Origin of the sequence: Amycolatopsis sp. NPDC051061 (assembly GCF_040682935.1) — a bacterium.
GTDB lineage: Bacteria > Actinomycetota > Actinomycetes > Mycobacteriales > Pseudonocardiaceae > Amycolatopsis.
The window spans coordinates 1-15,980 of sequence record NZ_JBFBBZ010000019.1; the positions used below are offsets into that span (position 1 = coordinate 1).

The 15,980-nt window shown below is 73.9% G+C and carries 13 protein-coding genes and 1 pseudogene; 6 read left to right on the forward strand and 8 right to left on the reverse strand.

Annotated features, from left to right (window positions below):
* A partial coding sequence (locus tag AB0N03_RS25095) for a universal stress protein (RefSeq protein WP_364376304.1) occupies positions 1-279 on the reverse strand: 279 nt, incomplete at its 3' end.
* A 367-nt stretch (positions 280-646) separates the two neighbouring features.
* Here AB0N03_RS25095 and AB0N03_RS25100 point away from each other — a divergent pair.
* Positions 647-1,615: a DUF1731 domain-containing protein gene (locus AB0N03_RS25100; RefSeq protein ID WP_364376307.1), complete on the forward strand. Its 969-nt coding sequence runs from the start codon at positions 647-649 to the stop codon at positions 1,613-1,615.
* 118 nt (positions 1,616-1,733) lie between these two features.
* Here AB0N03_RS25100 and AB0N03_RS25105 read toward each other — a convergent pair whose 3' ends face one another.
* The gene (locus AB0N03_RS25105; RefSeq protein ID WP_364376310.1) at positions 1,734-2,756 is read right to left on the reverse strand and encodes a helix-turn-helix domain-containing protein; all 1,023 of its coding nucleotides are present in this window, start codon (positions 2,754-2,756) and stop codon (positions 1,734-1,736) included.
* A gap of 203 nt (positions 2,757-2,959) precedes the next feature.
* Here AB0N03_RS25105 and AB0N03_RS25110 point away from each other — a divergent pair.
* Positions 2,960-3,809 (forward strand): annotated as a pseudogene (locus AB0N03_RS25110) (alpha/beta hydrolase).
* A 1-nt stretch (position 3,810) separates the two neighbouring features.
* On the opposite strand, the gene AB0N03_RS25115 reads toward AB0N03_RS25110, so the two are convergent.
* Both AB0N03_RS25115 and AB0N03_RS25120 read right to left on the reverse strand, forming a co-directional pair.
* The gene (locus AB0N03_RS25115; protein ID WP_364376313.1) at positions 3,811-5,613 is read right to left on the reverse strand and encodes a serine/threonine-protein kinase; all 1,803 of its coding nucleotides are present in this window, start codon (positions 5,611-5,613) and stop codon (positions 3,811-3,813) included.
* Positions 5,610-7,475, reverse strand: a complete 1,866-nt coding sequence (locus AB0N03_RS25120; protein ID WP_364376316.1) for a serine/threonine-protein kinase — start codon at positions 7,473-7,475, stop codon at positions 5,610-5,612. The genes AB0N03_RS25115 and AB0N03_RS25120 overlap by 4 nt, the downstream gene beginning before the upstream one ends.
* 246 nt (positions 7,476-7,721) lie before the next feature.
* On the opposite strand from AB0N03_RS25120, the gene AB0N03_RS25125 reads away from it, so the two are divergent.
* Complete coding sequence (locus AB0N03_RS25125; RefSeq protein ID WP_364376319.1) at positions 7,722-8,546, forward strand: DUF1932 domain-containing protein; 825 nt, start codon at positions 7,722-7,724, stop codon at positions 8,544-8,546.
* On the opposite strand, the gene AB0N03_RS25130 is transcribed toward AB0N03_RS25125, so the two are convergent.
* Positions 8,530-9,567 (reverse strand): NADPH:quinone reductase, encoded by a 1,038-nt coding sequence (locus AB0N03_RS25130; protein WP_364376322.1) that lies wholly within the window; start codon positions 9,565-9,567, stop codon positions 8,530-8,532. The genes AB0N03_RS25125 and AB0N03_RS25130 overlap by 17 nt on opposite strands.
* Positions 9,568-9,736: 169 nt before the next feature.
* Between AB0N03_RS25130 and AB0N03_RS25135 the strand changes: the two genes are divergently transcribed.
* Both AB0N03_RS25135 and AB0N03_RS25140 read left to right on the forward strand, forming a co-directional pair.
* On the forward strand, positions 9,737-9,886 hold the full coding sequence (locus tag AB0N03_RS25135) for a hypothetical protein (protein WP_364376325.1): 150 nt from the start codon (positions 9,737-9,739) through the stop codon (positions 9,884-9,886).
* 128 nt (positions 9,887-10,014) lie between these two features.
* Entirely contained in the window at positions 10,015-10,146 is a 132-nt protein-coding gene (locus AB0N03_RS25140; protein WP_364376328.1) for a hypothetical protein, read from the forward strand.
* 9 nt (positions 10,147-10,155) lie between these two features.
* Here the strand turns inward: AB0N03_RS25140 and glgC are convergent, their stop codons facing one another.
* The 3 genes from glgC to AB0N03_RS25155 all read right to left on the reverse strand — a co-directional run bounded on the left by glgC (position 10,156) and on the right by AB0N03_RS25155 (position 14,154).
* The gene (gene glgC, locus AB0N03_RS25145) at positions 10,156-11,373 is read right to left on the reverse strand and encodes a glucose-1-phosphate adenylyltransferase (protein ID WP_364376331.1); all 1,218 of its coding nucleotides are present in this window, start codon (positions 11,371-11,373) and stop codon (positions 10,156-10,158) included.
* Positions 11,370-12,524: a glycogen synthase gene (gene glgA / locus AB0N03_RS25150; protein ID WP_364376334.1), complete on the reverse strand. Its 1,155-nt coding sequence runs from the start codon at positions 12,522-12,524 to the stop codon at positions 11,370-11,372. The genes glgC and glgA overlap by 4 nt, the downstream gene beginning before the upstream one ends.
* A 94-nt stretch (positions 12,525-12,618) precedes the next feature.
* Entirely contained in the window at positions 12,619-14,154 is a 1,536-nt protein-coding gene (locus AB0N03_RS25155; RefSeq protein WP_364376337.1) for a hypothetical protein, read from the reverse strand.
* A gap of 830 nt (positions 14,155-14,984) precedes the next feature.
* On the opposite strand from AB0N03_RS25155, the gene AB0N03_RS25160 reads away from it, so the two are divergent.
* Entirely contained in the window at positions 14,985-15,857 is an 873-nt protein-coding gene (locus tag AB0N03_RS25160) for a MerR family transcriptional regulator (protein WP_364376340.1), read from the forward strand.
* Positions 15,858-15,980 lie beyond the last annotated feature (123 nt).

Genomic DNA, 15,980 nt, shown 5'->3' on the forward strand with positions numbered 1-15,980 from the left:
GGGGTCGAGCCGCGTCGCCGCGGCGGGCACGCCTTGCGCGGCGGCCAGTTCCCGCGCGGTCCGCAGTGCCCGCCGGCCGCGGGCGCGAAGCGCGTCGACCATCTCCTCGGGCGGCGGCACGACCCCGCCCGCGAGCAGCGCCGGGACGTCGAGGGCGTGCACGATCTCCAGGGGCGCGTCCCGCAGGCAGGCGGTCCGCGCGGCCCAGCGGACCGCGTCCAGGGACTCGGCCGACCCGTCCACCCCGGTGACGATCGGCGGCGCGGCTGCAGCGGTCATCCGCCGACTCTATGCCCGCCGGCCGGCCGCTCGTGCGAGGTCTGCGGTGCTACGCCCGCCGAGCCAGGGCTCCGGCAAAGTCGCGGCCGCGCGCGGAGTCGGGTGTCGCGAATGACTCATTGGGGGCGCCGGAGGTCTCGAATGAGTCATTCGAGACGTTCGGCGGGGGTTGGCGACGTCATGAACGACTCTTTCAAGTCGTCCAGCGTGGTGAACGACCCTTTCATGACGTCCCGGCCGGCAACGCGACTTGCCGGGCCGCGCGTTGCGGACCCTGCTCGACCTGATGGCGGCCTCCGCAGATATTTGAACGCGTTCAAATATCTGCGGTACGGTGGTCGTGGGCGGACCGTCGAAGGGGGACTTCATGAAGGTCGTGCTACCCGGTGGCACCGGGCACCTGGGGCGGGTGCTGAGCCGTGCGCTGGTCGAACGCGGCGACGAGGTCGTCGTGCTCACCCGGCGGGAGGCGACGCCGGAACCGGGGGTGCGCCACGTCCGCTGGGACGGGCGCGCCGCGGGGCCGTGGACGGCCGAGATCGACGGCGGCGACGTCGTGCTCAACCTGGCCGGCCGGTCGGTGAACTGCCGTTACACCCGGGCGAACCTGCGGGAGATGTGGAACTCGCGCGTCGATTCGGCGCGGGTCGTCGGTGGCGCCATCGAGCGCGCCACGCGGCCGCCGCGGGTCTGGCTGCAGATGAGCACGGCGACGATCTACGCGCACCGGTACGACGCCCCGAACGACGAAACCACCGGCGTGCTCGGCGGCGACGAGCCGGGTGTGCCCGCCTACTGGGCCTACAGCGTCGACCTCGCCCGGGCGTGGGAGCGCGAGCAGGAGGTGGCGAACACCCCGCGCACCCGCAAGGTGGCGCTGCGGACGGCGATGGTGATGAGCCCGGAGCCCGGCGGCGCGTTCGCGATGCTGCTGCGGCTCACCCGGCTGGGCCTGGGCGGCCCGGTCGCGGGCGGGGCGCAGTACCTGTCGTGGATCCACGAGGACGACCTCGTCCGGGCGATCGACTTCCTCGTCGCGCGCGACGACCTGAGCGGGCCGGTGAACCTGGCGGCCCCGGAACCCCTGCCGTACCGGGATTTCCTGCGTGCGCTGCGCGCGGCGGCGGGTGTCCCGCTCGGACTGCCGGCGACGAAGTGGATGGCGGAAATCGGGGCGTTGGCCCTGCGTACCGACACGGAACTGCTGCTGAAGAGCCGGCTGGTGGTGCCCGGCCGGTTGCTGGAGGCCGGGTTCGTCTTCGGCCACCCCCTCTGGCAGGCGGCGGCGCAGGACCTGGTGCGGCGGACGCGGAGTCCACTGAGGAGGGTCGGCTGAGATCGCTCGGCGTGAGCAGCGCCCCAAGGTGGCCTTCGGTGCGTTCAACGCACCGAAGGCCACCTTGGGTGCGTTCAACGCAACCAAGGCCACCTTGGGGCGCGTGTCCGGTGGACGGTCAGCCGAGGTCGCTGTTGTCCCGCAGTCTTCTCAGCATCAGCGCGAGGTGCAGCCGGAACCGGCCCGCGGGGGAGTCGACGTCGAAGCCGAGGACGGCTTCGGCGCGGGCCAGGCGGGCCGGCATGGTGCTGTGGTGGCGGTGCAGCACCGCCGCGGCCTTGCGGGCCGAGCCGGTCGCGCACAGCGCGTCGAGCGCGGCCAGGGTGTCCTCGCCGTGGGCTTCGGCCGCGAGCCGGTCGAGGGCGCGGACGTCGGGGAGCTCGGCCAGCTCCGGCCCGTCGAGCCGGCCGGCGAGCGCGGCGAGGCTGCCGAGCCGTTCCCACCACACCACCGGCTCGGTGACCGAGGTGAAGCGCAGCGCCGTCCGGGCGGCGGCCCAGGAGCGGGCGGCGTCGATGGCCGGCAACTCCGGGCCGATGCCCGCCCGGCCGCCGGCCGGGAGCGGGCCGGGTACCGCGTCCGCCAGGACCGCGCGCACCCCGCCCAGCTGGGCCGAGCGCCCGGCGAGCCCGTCGGCGCCGGTGGCCGCCAGCACGCGCAGCCGGGCCGCCGGGGCGATCCCCAGCAGGTGCAGGGCCCGCGCCCGCTCGGCCGTGCCGGCGTCTTCGGACAGCACCAGCTCGACCAGCGCCGGATCGCCGAGTTCGGGGCGAGGCACGCCGCCCTGCTCCAGCAGGATCGCGGTGGCGATCGCGAACCGCTCCAGCAGCATGTCGTCGAGCGGGACCGGCGCGCCGCGGCGGGCCACCCACACCTCGACGCCGCCCTCGAGCCGGCGGACGGCGGCGCCCGCGGGCGCCGCCGCGGGCGTGACGGCGTCTTCACCGGGGTCCGCGCGCAGCGACAGCCCCTGGCCGGGCGCGTGCACGCCGACCCGGCAGCCGGCGAGCTCGGCCGTGCTGCGCACCAGCGCGTCCAGGCCGGCGCGCCCGGTGATCAGGCGGTCGAAGAACCCGATCACCCGCACGGCGTTCTCGGCGTCGGCGTCGAGCCCGGACAGCCGCAGCAGCAGCCCCTTCATGCCGCCACGATAGGCGCGCCCGCCGCCGGATGGCGAGGACCGGCCCGGCAACGCCCGCCGCGTGGCGGTGGCCGGGGGAGCCTCCGGCGGCCGAAGATCGAACCATGACCTACGCGATCGATCCCGAGCTGCTGCCCTGGCTGGACATGCTGCCGGGCGTGACCCTGACCGACTACGAAGCCCTGGTCGCCGCGCGCTCCTCGATGGGGCAGCTGGGCGAGGTCCTGCCGGCCTACGAGCCGGTGCACCCCGTCGACGTCCGCGACACGGCCGTGCCCGGGCCGTCGGACGCGCCGGACGTTCCGGTGCGCGTCTACTCCCCGGCCAACCGCACCGGCGCGGTGCCCGCCCTGCTCTACCTCCACGGCGGCGGGTTCGTCCTCGGCGACCTGGACATGTTCCACGCGTCGCTGCTGCGGCTGGTCGACGAGCTGGGCATCGTGATCGTGTCGGTGGACTACCGGCTGGCGCCCGAGCACCCGTTCCCGGCGCCGGTCGAGGACTGCTACGCGGCCCTGCAGTGGGTCGAGGCCAAGGCGGCGGAGCTGGGCATCGATCCCACCCGGCTCGCGGTGGGCGGCGAAAGCGCGGGCGGCGGCCTCTCGGCGGCGGTGGCCCTGCTGGCCCGCGACCGCGGCGGCCCCGCGCTGTGCTTCCAGTACCTCGGGATCCCGGAGCTGGACGACCGCCTGGACACGCCGTCGATGCGCGTACACCGACACGCCACTGTGGAACCGGCCGAACGCGATCTTCAGCTGGACCAGCTACCTCGACGCGGAACCCGGTGGCGACGACGTCTCGCCCTACGCTGCACCGGCCCGGGCGGCGGACCTGGCCGGCTTGCCGCCCGCGTTCGTCACGACCTGCCAGTTCGACCCCTTGCGGGACGAGGGAATCCAGTACGCGCAACGCCTCGCGCACGCGGGCGTGGCGACCGAGCTGCGGCACTACCCCGGCACGTTCCACGGGTCGGGGATGGTGGAGACGGCGGCGATCTCGCGCCGGATGTTCGCCGACGAGGTCGACGCGCTGCGCCGCGGGCTGCGCCTCTGAGCTAACCGTGGGGAAGCGCGCTCACCAGCGCTTTCCCGAACGCGACGGCCGCGTCGCAGGCACCGCCGCCCGTCTTCGAGGCGAAGATCCGGACGTGTTCGGTTCGCTGCGCGTCGAACTGGCGGTGGTCCCACGTCAGTGCGCAACTGTCGCCGGTCTCGTGGCGCGTGCCCGTGACGCCGCCGATGTCGACCGGGCTCCCGGTGTCCGGCACCCCGGAGTATCCCTTCTCGAAGGTCAGCCTCAGCGACGCCGTCGCCGTCCACTCGCACTCGCGCAGGCGGTTCAGCTTGGTCTCGCGGACCGGTCCGAGCGCCTGGGCGACCACGGTCTTGCCGAGCACCGCGCACGGGTCCAGCGCGAGGAGCGTGCCGGGCGCCAGGGGGTAACCGTTGCCGCCGCCGTGGAGCCGGTCGAGCACCTTGCCGAGCGTGGACTTCGCGAGGGCGCACGTTTCGGCGAGCGCGGTCACGCCGAGCTCCGGCTGCGCGGGCACTTGGACGCTCGCGTCGCAGGTGCCGCCGCTGATCTCGGTGAACAGCACCTGCCTGCCGTTCAGGTCTTCGGTGGGGCGGCCGCCTTCGACGTAGATCTGGTCGCCGAGCTTGACCGAGATCTTCCCGCCGGAGCGGGACTGGTAGGTACAGCGGTCGAGGTGGCCGGTGTCCGGCTCGGCCCGGAGCTTGCCCGCGCCCGGGACCGTGACGTCGTCGAGCACCCGGCACGGATCGGCGCGACGCAGGGTGTCCAGGCTCGTCGGGTCGAGGTCGGCGCCCGGCGACTCCGGGTCCGCGCCCGCGTTGAACGCCGCCAGGGCGATCAGGCTGCCCGCGGCGAGCGCGCAGACGGCGGCCAACGCGGTGAAGACCGGCAGCCGGCGACGGCGTTTCGGCGGTGCCGGCGCCGGGGGAGGGGCCGGCCAGGACAGCGCGGTGCGGACGGCGGCGTCCTGGGTCCCGATCAGCTCGTGCACCGCCGGCGGCCACGGCCGGGTCCCGGGCGGGACCGGGCCGAGGAAGTCGAGGATCCGTTGCGGTGTCGGCCGCCGGGCCGAGTCCTTGGCGAGGCACGGCTCGACGAGCGCGCGGATCTCGGGCGGCACGGCCGTCAGGTCGGGGTCGGTGTGGACGACGTTGTAGAGCAGCTGCGCCGTCGTCGAGCCGGGGAACGGGCCCTGCCCGGTCGCCGCCATCACCAGCAGGCCACCGAGGGAGAAGACGTCGCTCGCCGGGGTCAGCGGGCGGCTTTCGGCCTGCTCGGGCGACATGAACGCGGGCGAGCCGATGACGCCGCCGGTGCCGGTGAGGTCAGAGCCGCCCTCGACGGCGCGCGCGATGCCGAAGTCGATCACGCGCGGGCCGTCGCCGGTCAGCAGGACGTTGCCGGGCTTGAGGTCGCGGTGGATCAGGCCGACGCGGTGGATCTCGATCAACGCGGTCGCGAGCCCGACGGCGAGCCGGCGCACCGCGTCGACCGGCAGCGGCCCGGTGGCTTCGACGGCCTCCTTCAGCGACGGCCCGGTGACGAACACCGAAGCCAGCCAAGGGGTCTCGGCGTCCGCGTCGGCGTCCATGACCGCGGCGGTGAAGGCTCCGGAAACCCGTTGCGACGCCTGGACTTCCTGCTTGAACCGGCTGCGGAAGCGGGCGTTGTGGGCGAACTCCGGGTGCACCTGCTTGAGCGCGACCAGCCGGCCGTCCGGCGCGACGCCGAGCAGGACGCGGCCCATCCCGCCCTCGCCGAGCGCGGCGACCAGGCGGTACTTCCCGGCCTGCCGGGCGTCTCCCGGCTCCAGCGGCTTCACGGCTTCGGCAATCCGGGCCGGACCGCCTTGGCGACGTCCTGCGCTCCGCGGCAGGTCTCCTCGTCGGTGAGCTTGCTGGCGGACGTGCGGTAGGTGACGACGACGTTCTCCGAATAGTCATTTTCGAGCGGGCGGTGCTGCCACGTCAGATCGCAGAACCCGGACGCGGGGTTGGACCGTTTCCGGGTGTAGTACGCGGTGACCCCGCCGAGGTCGACGGTGCCGGTCGAGTCGTAGTAAGAGTCCTTGGACTGCGTCGGCGGGGTGCCGCGTTCGAGCGACACGACGATCTCACCACCGACCTGCCAGTGGCATTCGTGCAGCCCGGTGGGTTCGACCTTGGTGACCGGGCCGGCGATCCGCTGCACGGTGGCGGTGTCGACCAGGCCGCACGGGTCCACCGGCGCGAGAACCGCCTGCGCGGCGGGCGAACCCGCGCGGAGGCGCTTCACGGTTTCGGTGAGCGCGGCCTTCGCCGAGTCGCACGGCTTCGCGAACGGCTTCGCGGCGCTGCTGGCCTCGACCCCGATCGTGGTGTCCGGCCGGTCGACCACCGGCACCGAGGCGGTGCAGCCGCCCGCCTTGTCGTCGATGCTCAGAGGGAGGCCGTCGAGCTCCCCGGAGGCCGTGCCGCCGGCGGAGACCGGGCCGCCGACGGTCAGCTCCAGCCACTGGCCCTGCGGTGTCTCGTAGATGCACTCGAAGAAGTGCACGCCGATCTCCGGGGCGAGTTTCCCGGTCCCGGGCACCGACGGCAGCACCTGGCACAGGTCGACTCCGCGCAGCTTGTCCGGGCCGAGCGGGTCCGGGTTCGGCGCGGACGTGGCCGTGACCGGAGGCGGGGCGGCGGCGGTCGCCGGGGTGGCGGTCGCGCCGTCGTCGCCGCTGGTCAGGGTGACCGCGGTGATCGTGCCGGCTGCGACGACAGCGGCCGCCGCGGCGGCGAGCGCGATCCGGGGGCCCTTCCGCGTGGGCTTCTTCGCGACGACGGCTGCCACTTCGGCTTGGCGCCGGACGATCAACGCGTGCACGGCGGGCGGCCACGGGCGCTGGACCGGGGGCAGGGGACCGAGCAGCTGCAGGATCTGGGCGGGCGTCGGCCGGTGGGCGGGGTCCTTGGCGAGGCAGGGCTCGGCGACGGCCCGGACCTCGGGCGGCAGGAAGCGCAGGTCCGGATGCGTGTGGACGACGTTGTAGAGCGACTGCGGGCCCGACGCCCCGGCGAAGGGGCTGTGCCCGGTGGCGGCCAGCACCAGGAGGGCGCCGAGGGCGAAGACGTCGCTCGCCGGGGTCAGCGGCCGCCCGTCGGCCTGCTCCGGCGACATGAAGGCCGGCGAGCCGAGGATGACGCCGGTGTGGGTGAGGTCGGTGCTGCCCTCGACGGCGCGGGCGATGCCGAAGTCGATGACGCGGGGGCCGTCGTCGGCGAGCAGGACGTTGCCGGGCTTGAGGTCCCGGTGCACGAGCCCGGCCCGGTGGATGCCGATCAGTGCGGACGCCAGCCCGGCGGCGAGGTGCCGCACCGCGGCCGCCGGCAGCGGCCCGGTGGCGTCGACGGCTTCCTGCAGCGAGGGCCCGGCGACGAAGACCGAAGCGAGCCACGGCGTCGGCGCGTGCGCGTCCGCGTCCATCACCGCGGCGGTGTAGGCGCCGGAGACGAGCCGCGAGACCTCGACCTCGCGCCGGAACCGTTCGCGGAAGCCGGGATCGTGCGCGAATCCGCGGTGCACCTGCTTGACGGCGGCGAGCCGACCATCAGGGGCGACCCCGAGCAGCACGCGGCCCATCCCGCCCTCGCCGACCGCGGCGAGCAGCCGGTACCGCCCGGCCTGCGCCGGCTCACCCCGCCCCAACGGCTCCACACCCACCTCCGCGAGTGATCGTAAAGCGTGGCGGGCACCCGGTGGCCGGGAATGGCTCGATCCGCACCGGCGCCCGCGGCCGCCGATGTCATGAAAGGGTCGTTCATGTCGTCCGGCGCCATGAAAGGGTCGTTCATGACGGGTGGGCGGCCGTGCCCCGCCGGCACCCCCGAGCCGCGGCCCCGCCAGGCGCGCACACTCCGCCCGCCCGCGCGATCATGGCCATCTCCCGCGAAAGGAGCCACCGTGACCACGACCGTCGGTCTCCTGCACCCCGGCGCCATGGGCGCCGCCGTCGGGGCGGTCCTCACCGCCCGAGGTATCCCGGCCTCCTGGCTGCCCGCCGGCCGCGGACCGGCGACGCGACGCCGTGCCGAGGACGCCGGACTCACCGAAGCCGAAGACCTCGCCGGGTGCGACGTCATCCTCAGCATCTGCCCGCCCGCGGCCGCGCTGGACGTCGCCCGGAGCGTCGCCGGGTTCACCGGTGTCTACCTCGACGCCAACGCCATCAGTCCCGAGCACGCGAAGGAAATCGAGCGGATCCTGGACGGAGCGACCGTCGCCGACGGCGGGATCGTCGGCCCGCCACCGCGAAAGACCGGGACCACCCGCCTCTACCTCTCCGGGCCCGATACCGCCGTCGCGCAGCTGGAGAGCCTGTTCGCCGGCACGCACCTCCGTCCCGTGGCGCTCGGCGGGGCAGTGGGCCGAGCATCGGCCCTCAAGCTCGCCTTCGCCGCCTACAACAAGCTCACCTTCGCGCTCGCCGCGCAGTCCCACGCCCTCGCGGAACGCCACGGCGTCGGCGGCGAGCTGCGGGAGCTCGCCGCCGACGTCCTGCCGCACACCCCGCTGGGCGCGCCCGGCGGAATCACCTCCGCCGGCCGGCGGGCCTGGCGGTGGGAGGGCGAAATGGCCGAGATCGCCGAAGCGTGCGCCGACGCCGGGCTGTCCCCGGCCCTCGTCGCCGCCGCCGGAGAGCTGTTCGGACGCTGGCGCGAGCACCGCGACGACGACGGCGCCACCCTCGACGACCTCCTTCAGGCGCTGGTCACTCCGCCGGAGTGACGTCGATCAGCACCTTCCCGGTCACGCCCTCCTCGGACGCGACATGGGCCTTCGCGGTGTCTTCGAGGGAAAAGCGGTGGACCGGCACGCCGCGGTCCTCACCGAGCCGCAGCGCGCCGTCGGCCAGCGCCGCCGTGACGTCTTCGGCGCCGGCGCGGAGCTTGTCCGCCCCCACCGTGTAGAGCACCAGGAACTGGTAGCGCGTGTTCAGCCACAGGTTCGCGCCGAAGTCGAGGCTGACGGTCCCGGTGCCGCGGTCGTCGCCGTAGATCGCGACCGTGCCGCGCGGGCGCAGGACCTCGGTGTGCAGCCCGGCGTTGACCCCGGCCGCTACCTCGACGACCAGGTCGACGCCGTCCGGGGCGACCTCGCGGATCCGGGAGGCGAGCTCCGGGTCGGGGTAGCGCAGCACGTGCTGGGCGCCGGCCGCGCGGGCGAGCGCGGCCTTCTCGTCGCTGCTGACCGTCGCGACCACCGTCGCCCCGGCCCAGCGGCCGAGCTGGATCGTCGCGTTGCCGACCGCGCCGGCGCCGCCGCTGACCAGCACCGTCCGGCCCGCCATGGCGCCGGGGGTGAGGCGCGTGGGCCCGTCTTCGGCGACCGTCAGCGCCCGGTGCGCGGTCAGCCCGGGGACGCCGAACCCGGCGCCCTCGTCGAAGCCCACCGAGCCGGGCAGCCGGACCAGCTGCGCGGCCGGGAGCACGGTGTACTCCTGCGCGGAGCCGGCCGCCGGGCCGTGGGTGCCCGCGAGGATCAGCCACACGCGGTCGCCGGGGGCGAAGCCGGTGACGTCCGGGCCCACGGCGTCGACGACGCCCGCGCCGTCCTGGTTGGGCACGGTGTCGGGCGTTTCGGTCCCGGCTTCCGCGCCGCGGCCGAGCCGGGCCTTCCAGTCGGTCGGGTTGACCGCGGACACGACGATCCGGACGCGGACCTCGCCCGGCCCCGGGTCGGCGACGGCCCGCTCCGACAGCGACAGCACCTCGGGTCCGCCGTGGCGGCGGTAGATCACTGCTTTCATGCCCGGTGCAATCCCGCGGTACCCCGGGTTATTCCCCGGCGCCCGGAATTGAATCCGCGGTGCTTTTCCGTCGCCGACCGGAAGAATTGCGCCACGCGGGTGATCCCCCGGCCGGGCGATTTTCGGTGCTGCCCGAGCGAAATCGGCCGCCGTCGCAGAAACTGGGCGCGTGGGAGAGGAAAAGCGCGGCCCGGGGGACGAGCCGCCGAAGAGCGACGACGGGGAACCGACGCCGATCTTCGACGCGGTGTTCAGCGCCACGCGCGCGCGGGCCACCACGAAGAATCCGCCGGGGGAACCGGAGAAATCGGGACACTGAATCGCTTTCGGCGGCGCGGGGAGGAACCCGGTGCGGGAGGGCGCGCTGACGTGAGGCGCTTTGCTCGACGTCCGCAGCGTAGATGTAGTATCTCGGCTGCACGTGCATCTGCAGTTGAGGAGTGGGGCGTGACAGGCGTCGTCGACAGCATGATCGCCGCGGAGCACGCGGCGGGCGTCTCGATCTCGGAGCTCGCCGAGCGCTGGGGCATCGACCCGCGCCAGGTGGTGGAGCGGATCTCCGCCGCCACCCGCTCCTGACGCCGGGCCTCAGATCGCGCGTTCTCCCTTGCCGAGCACGACGATCCCGCCCTCGCTGACGTGGTAGTGCCCCCGGTCCCGGGCCAGGTCGACCCCGATGTGCGCCCCCGGCGGCACGACGACGTTCTTGTCGAGGATCGCCCGCCGCACCACCGCGCCGCGGCCCACGCGGGCCCCGTCCAGCAGCACCGACCCCTGGACGACCGCGCCCTGCTCGACGAGCACGTCCGGGGACAGCACCGAGTCCACCACCTGCGCGCCGGAGATGATGCAGCCGTTGCTGACGATCGACTGGTTCGCCGAGCCGCCCTCGACGAACTTCGCCGCCGCGCGCTGGCCCGGGTGGGCCAGGATCGGCCACTTGCGGTTGTAGAGGTTGAAGATCGGGTGCGTCGAGATCAGGTCGGTGTGCGCCTCGTAGTAGCTGTCGATCGTCCCGACGTCGCGCCAGTAGCCGTGGTCGCGTTCGGTCTCGCCGGGCACGACGTTGCCGTTGAAGTTGTAGACGGCCGCCTCGCCGGACTTGACCAGCGCCGGGATGATGTCGCGGCCCATGTCGTGGTGCGAGGCCGCGTTCTCGGAGTCCGCGTGCAGCGCCTCCAGCATCACCTTCGTCGTGAAGATGTAGTTGCCCATCGACACGTACGACTCTTCGGGGGAGTCCGGCAGGCCCGGCGGGTCGTCGGGCTTCTCCATGAACGCGTCGATCATCAACCCGTCGGTGGTCCGGATGACGCCGAACGAGCTCGCCTCCGCCCGCGGCACGCGGATCCCGGCGACGGTGACGCCGGCGCCCGAGGAGATGTGGGACTCCAGCATCTGCCGGGGGTCCATCCGGTAGATGTTGTCCGCGCCGAACACCGCGATGTACTCGGGGTCCTCGTCGTAGACCAGGTTGAGGCTCTGGTGGATGGCGTCGGCGCTGCCCTGGTACCAGCGCGGGCCCAGCCGCTGCTGGGCAGGCACCGGCGTGACGTACTCGCCGGTCAGCGCCGAGAGGCGCCACGTCGTCGAGATGTGCCGGTCGAGCGAATGCGACTTGTACTGCGTCAGCACGCACAGCCGCCGGAACCCGCCGTGCACCAGGTTCGACAGCACGAAGTCGATCAGCCGGTGCGAACCCCCGAAGGGCACGGCGGGTTTCGCGCGGTCGGCGGTCAGCGGCATCAGCCGTTTGCCCTCGCCGCCCGCGAGCACGATGCCCAGCACGTCGGCTCCAGTGTTCACGACGACCTCCCGCACGCTTCGTAGAGGGCGACCGTCCGCTCGGCGATCGCCTTCCAGCCGAACTCGCCGACCGCGCGCTCGCGGCCGGCGGTACCCATCGCGGCGGCTCGGTCCGGGGAACCCACCACCTCGTTCAGCGCGGCGGCCAGGCCCGTCTCGAACCCTCGCGCGTCCTGCTCGTCGTAGTGCACCAGCAGCCCGGTCCGGCCCTCGTCGACGACCTCCGGGATGCCGCCGACGTCACTGGCGACCACCGGCGTGCCGCACGCCATCGCCTCCAGGTTCACGATGCCCAGCGGCTCGTAGACCGACGGGCAGGCGAACACCGCGGCGTGGGTGAGCAGCTGCACGACCTCGGGACGCGGCAGCATCTCCGGGATCCAGCGGACCCCGGTGCGGGACTTCTCCAGCTCGGCGACCAGCCCGCGGAACTCCGCGTCGAGCTCCGGGGTGTCCGCGCCGCCCGCGCACAGCACCAGCTGAGTGCCGGGGTCGAGCGACGCGGCCGCGCGGACCAGGTGCGGGACGCCCTTCTGCCGGGTGATCCGACCGACGAACAGCACGTACGGCCGATCGGGGTCGATGCCGTGCTTCGCCAGCGCATCGGTGCCGGGGTCCGGGCGGTACAGGGTCGTGTCGATGCCGTTGTGGATCACGTGCACCCGCTCGGGCGGCACCGCCGGGTACGCGGCCAGGACGTCGCGGCGCATGCCGCCACTGACCGCGACGATCGCGTCCGCGGCTTCGTAGGCCTCGCGCTCGATCCACGACGAGACGCGGTAGCCGCCGCCGAGCTGTTCGGCCTTCCACGGCCGCAGCGGTTCCAGCGAGTGCGCGGTGACGACGTGCGGGATGCCGTGCGTCATCTTGGCCAGGTGCCCGGCCAGGTTCGCGTACCAGGTGTGGCTGTGCGCGAGGTCGTGGCCTTCGAGGGCGTTCGCCATCGACACGGCGATGTCCATGGTCGTGAACGCGGGCTGGCGGTAGCCGTGCGGATCCGTGTGCCCGGTGGCGTCGGGGCGGTCCGCGCCCCAGCAGTGCACGTCGAGATCGACCAGCGGCCGCAACTCCCGGGCGAGGAACTCCACGTGAACTCCGGCGCCGCCGTAGACCTCCGGCGGGTATTCCCGGGTGAGCAGGCCGACCTTCATGACCGAAACCCTATGGCCTCCCCGGCCTGTGGCGCAGTCTGGCGTCCAGGGGAATCTTCGGAGTTTTCGGTCACTGCTCAGATGAGCGCGGAGATCACGGCTCGCGGGTGAGGGTGAAGTGGCCGACGCCCTTCGCCGCCGACCGGACCTGCCAGCTGTCCGGTCCGGTCGCCGGGCCCGCGGCGTACTGCAGCCGGTAGTCCGGTTCGCGCGGCGCGGCCGAGGTGTCCAGCCAGTGGTAGTTCACCCGCAACGCCAGGCTCATCAGCGGGTTCGCCGTCGCGATCCGCTGCTCGACGAGCGCGACCGCCCGGCCGCGGTCGGAGAACTCGTCGAGGATCGCGCATTCGCAGAAGTAGGCGAGCGTGCCGATCTCGCCGGGACTGGCGACGCTGGCGCCGTGGAGCCGGGCGCCGAGCTCCGTGCCGACACGGGCGTAGTCCGTCGAGCCGGCCCAGTTCCCGAAGATCACCGGCGACTTCCACGGCAGGCCCTGCGCGGCGTCGACCGCGGCGCCGGCCAGCACCAGGACCCCGGTGAGCCCCAGCGCGAGGGCCGGGGGAGCGCCCCGCAGCGCCGGGCGTCGACGGGCCTGCGCGAACCAGGAGCCGAACGCGGCGACGGCGAAAGCGCTCGCCGCGGTGATCGGGGCCACGTAGTACCAGTGGAACGGCCCGACCCCGAGGAACGAGTACGCGACGTAGTAGAGGATCCCACCGCCGGCCAGCGCGGCGAGGGGGCCGAGCGCGGGGAATTCCGGCCACCGGACCCCGAACCGCGTGGCGGCCCACCCGGCCAGCGCGACGACACCGAGCAGGGCCGGGACGAACGACACGAGCACGGTGATCGGCCAGCCGACGTAGTACATGACCGGCCCGGTGCTGTAGGTCCACGGTGCGAACAGCCCGGCCTGGAGCTGCTTGATCACCAGCGTGTCCGGGACGAACGACCCGAAGGCGACCCAGCTGACGGCGAACCACGGCGCGGCCGTCAGCGCCGCGCACCCCGCGGCGGGCAGCAGCCGGCGCCGGATCGCGGGCGCGCTCACGGCGATCACCACGACGAAGACCACGAGGTCGAGCCGGGCGAGGATCGTGAGCCCGGCGGTCACGCCGAACAGCAGCGGCCGGCCTTCGAGCGCGAAGACCGTCAGCACCAGCAGCACCGCCGGGATCAGCAGGACCTCCAGCCCGATCGCGGACAGCACGAACGGGTTGAGCAGCACGAGCGTGACGCCGAGGACCCCGGCCGCGGCCGGCAGCGCGAGCGCGCGGCCGAGGCGCAGCCACGCCCAGCCGAGCACCGCGCCGCACAGCACCGTGAGGATCCCGAGCGCGACCACCGGGTGCGGGCCGCCGGACACCCGCGTGACCAGCGTCAGGGCGGCGAGGAGCAGGACGTTCAGCGGGGACGTCGCGGAATTCGCCGGTGAGCCCGGGATCAGGCCCCATTCGCCGTGGACGGCGAGGTTCTTCGCGTAGGCGAGGGTGATGTAGCCGTCGTCGGTCAGGCTGCCGCGCACCACGAGGAAGACGGCGGCGCCCAGCACCGCCCCGAAGACGGGCAGCCACCGGCCCGGCGCGTTCCCGGGTTCCGCGGTCGTCCGTTCCGCGTCCGTTTCCGCAAGCACCTGCCCACCTCGCGGAACCACCGCCCGCTGTCCGATTGCCATGGCCCGGCACCGTAGCGACGGCGCATTACCGGGGTGCTACACCCGGGTCACGTCCACCACCCTGCCGGGGTTCACCCGATCGTGTCACGGCCGGCCCGGGTTCGCAGCGTGGTCCACTGTGGACGGGGGACCGGCCGGCTCCGGTGCCCGGATGGTGCGGGTCAGGCCCTCTTGTCCATTATGGATTCGCCCGGCCGGACGGCCGCGGCCGCGGTCGCCGCGGTACGGGCCCGGCAGCGCGTCCCGGAGCTGGGGCATCGGCGGGCGCGGTGACGTCCTGAATGACTCATTCAAGACCTTGGGCGAACCACGGGCATCCAGCGCGGGCCGAGACCACCTGCCGGGTGGGGCGAATCGCTACGGCATTCGAGGGATAGCGATGCGCAAGCGTTGCGTACGGGTATAGCTTGGCGTGGCAGCACCCTTGCGCTCCGGGACTGGCCGGCCGTGGTGGGTTGCCACACCCCGCGGCCGTCCGGATCCGGCCGACGCGGGCCGGATCCCGGCGCCGGGCGGCGCCGAGGGGGACGCGGCAGGCCGACGCCCCGCCGCCGCGTCCCCCGTGGCGTGCCGGGGTGCTTTCCGTTGCGCCGCGCCGGTGTCACCGGTCCGGCTTCGTCGTGTCGACGGCGGCTTCTTCCCTCGTCCGGCCGCCTTCGCCCCTCGCCGATCTTCGCCGGGCGGAGCGGGCGGCCGGCCGGTGCTCTCCGCGGTGGGTACGGCCACCGTGTCCCCGCCGGTCAGGTGGCCTGGCCGTCGCTAAGCTGCCTCGAGCGAGGCGAAGGGGAATGGTGGAACCGAAGAACGTCGAGACGGGTGCCTGGGCGCCGGGCAAGGTGGCCGAGCTGCTGGGTGTCTCGCCGGTGACCCTGCGCAGCTGGAGCGCGCGGTACGGGATCGGCCCGTCGGCCACGGCCACCGGGCGGCACCGCCGCTATTCCGACGCAGACGTCCGGCGGCTGCAGCACATGCAGCGGCTCGTTGCGCGGGGGATGCCCGTGCGCGAAGCCGCCGCCGCGGCCTTCGGGGCTTCGCCGGCCGGCCCGCCCGAGGTGCCCGCCGCCCGCCGGGTGCGCGAACTCGAGGAGGCCACCGACGAGCTGCGGTCCGCGTCGATCTCCGGGCTGCTCGACGAGACCCTCGGCACTCTCGGCCCGGCCGCGGCGTGGACCGACGTCCTGGCCCCGGTCCTGCGCGGCCTGGGCGACCGCTGGCAGCGCGGCGACGTCTGCTTCGCGTCGGAATGGGCGCTGACGACGGAGATCTCGCTGGCGTTCGAGCGGTTCAGCCGCCGCTTCCCGGCGGCGGTCCCGGGCCGGCCGGTGCTGCTGGCCTGCTGCCCGGCCGAGCGGCATTCGCTGCCGATGGAGGCCCTGCGCGCGACGCTGGCCGAGGCCGGGGTCCCGGTCGCCTACCTCGGGCAGCTGGTGCCGGCCGAAACGGTCGCCGACCTGGCGGCGCGCCTGGATCCGGTCCTGGTGCTGCTGTGGTCCCTGGCGGCCCCGACGGCCGACGACCTGCTCGCGGCGCGGGTGCGCGACATCGGCCGCGTGGTCGGCACGGCCGGTCCAGGCTGGCAGCACCTGGGCGACCGCGGCTTCGCCCGGGCGAACGACCTGGCCTCGGCGGTCGAACTGGCGGTGGCGCACGCCGAGGCGTAGCGGAACTCGCGTGATGGTGGACGGAACCCGCGTGATTGAAGGCGGGCGCCGTCGTGGAAGACGATCCGGTCCACCCACGCGCGGCGCACTTCCGGCAGCGGGCACGCCGCGATGATCGCGGCG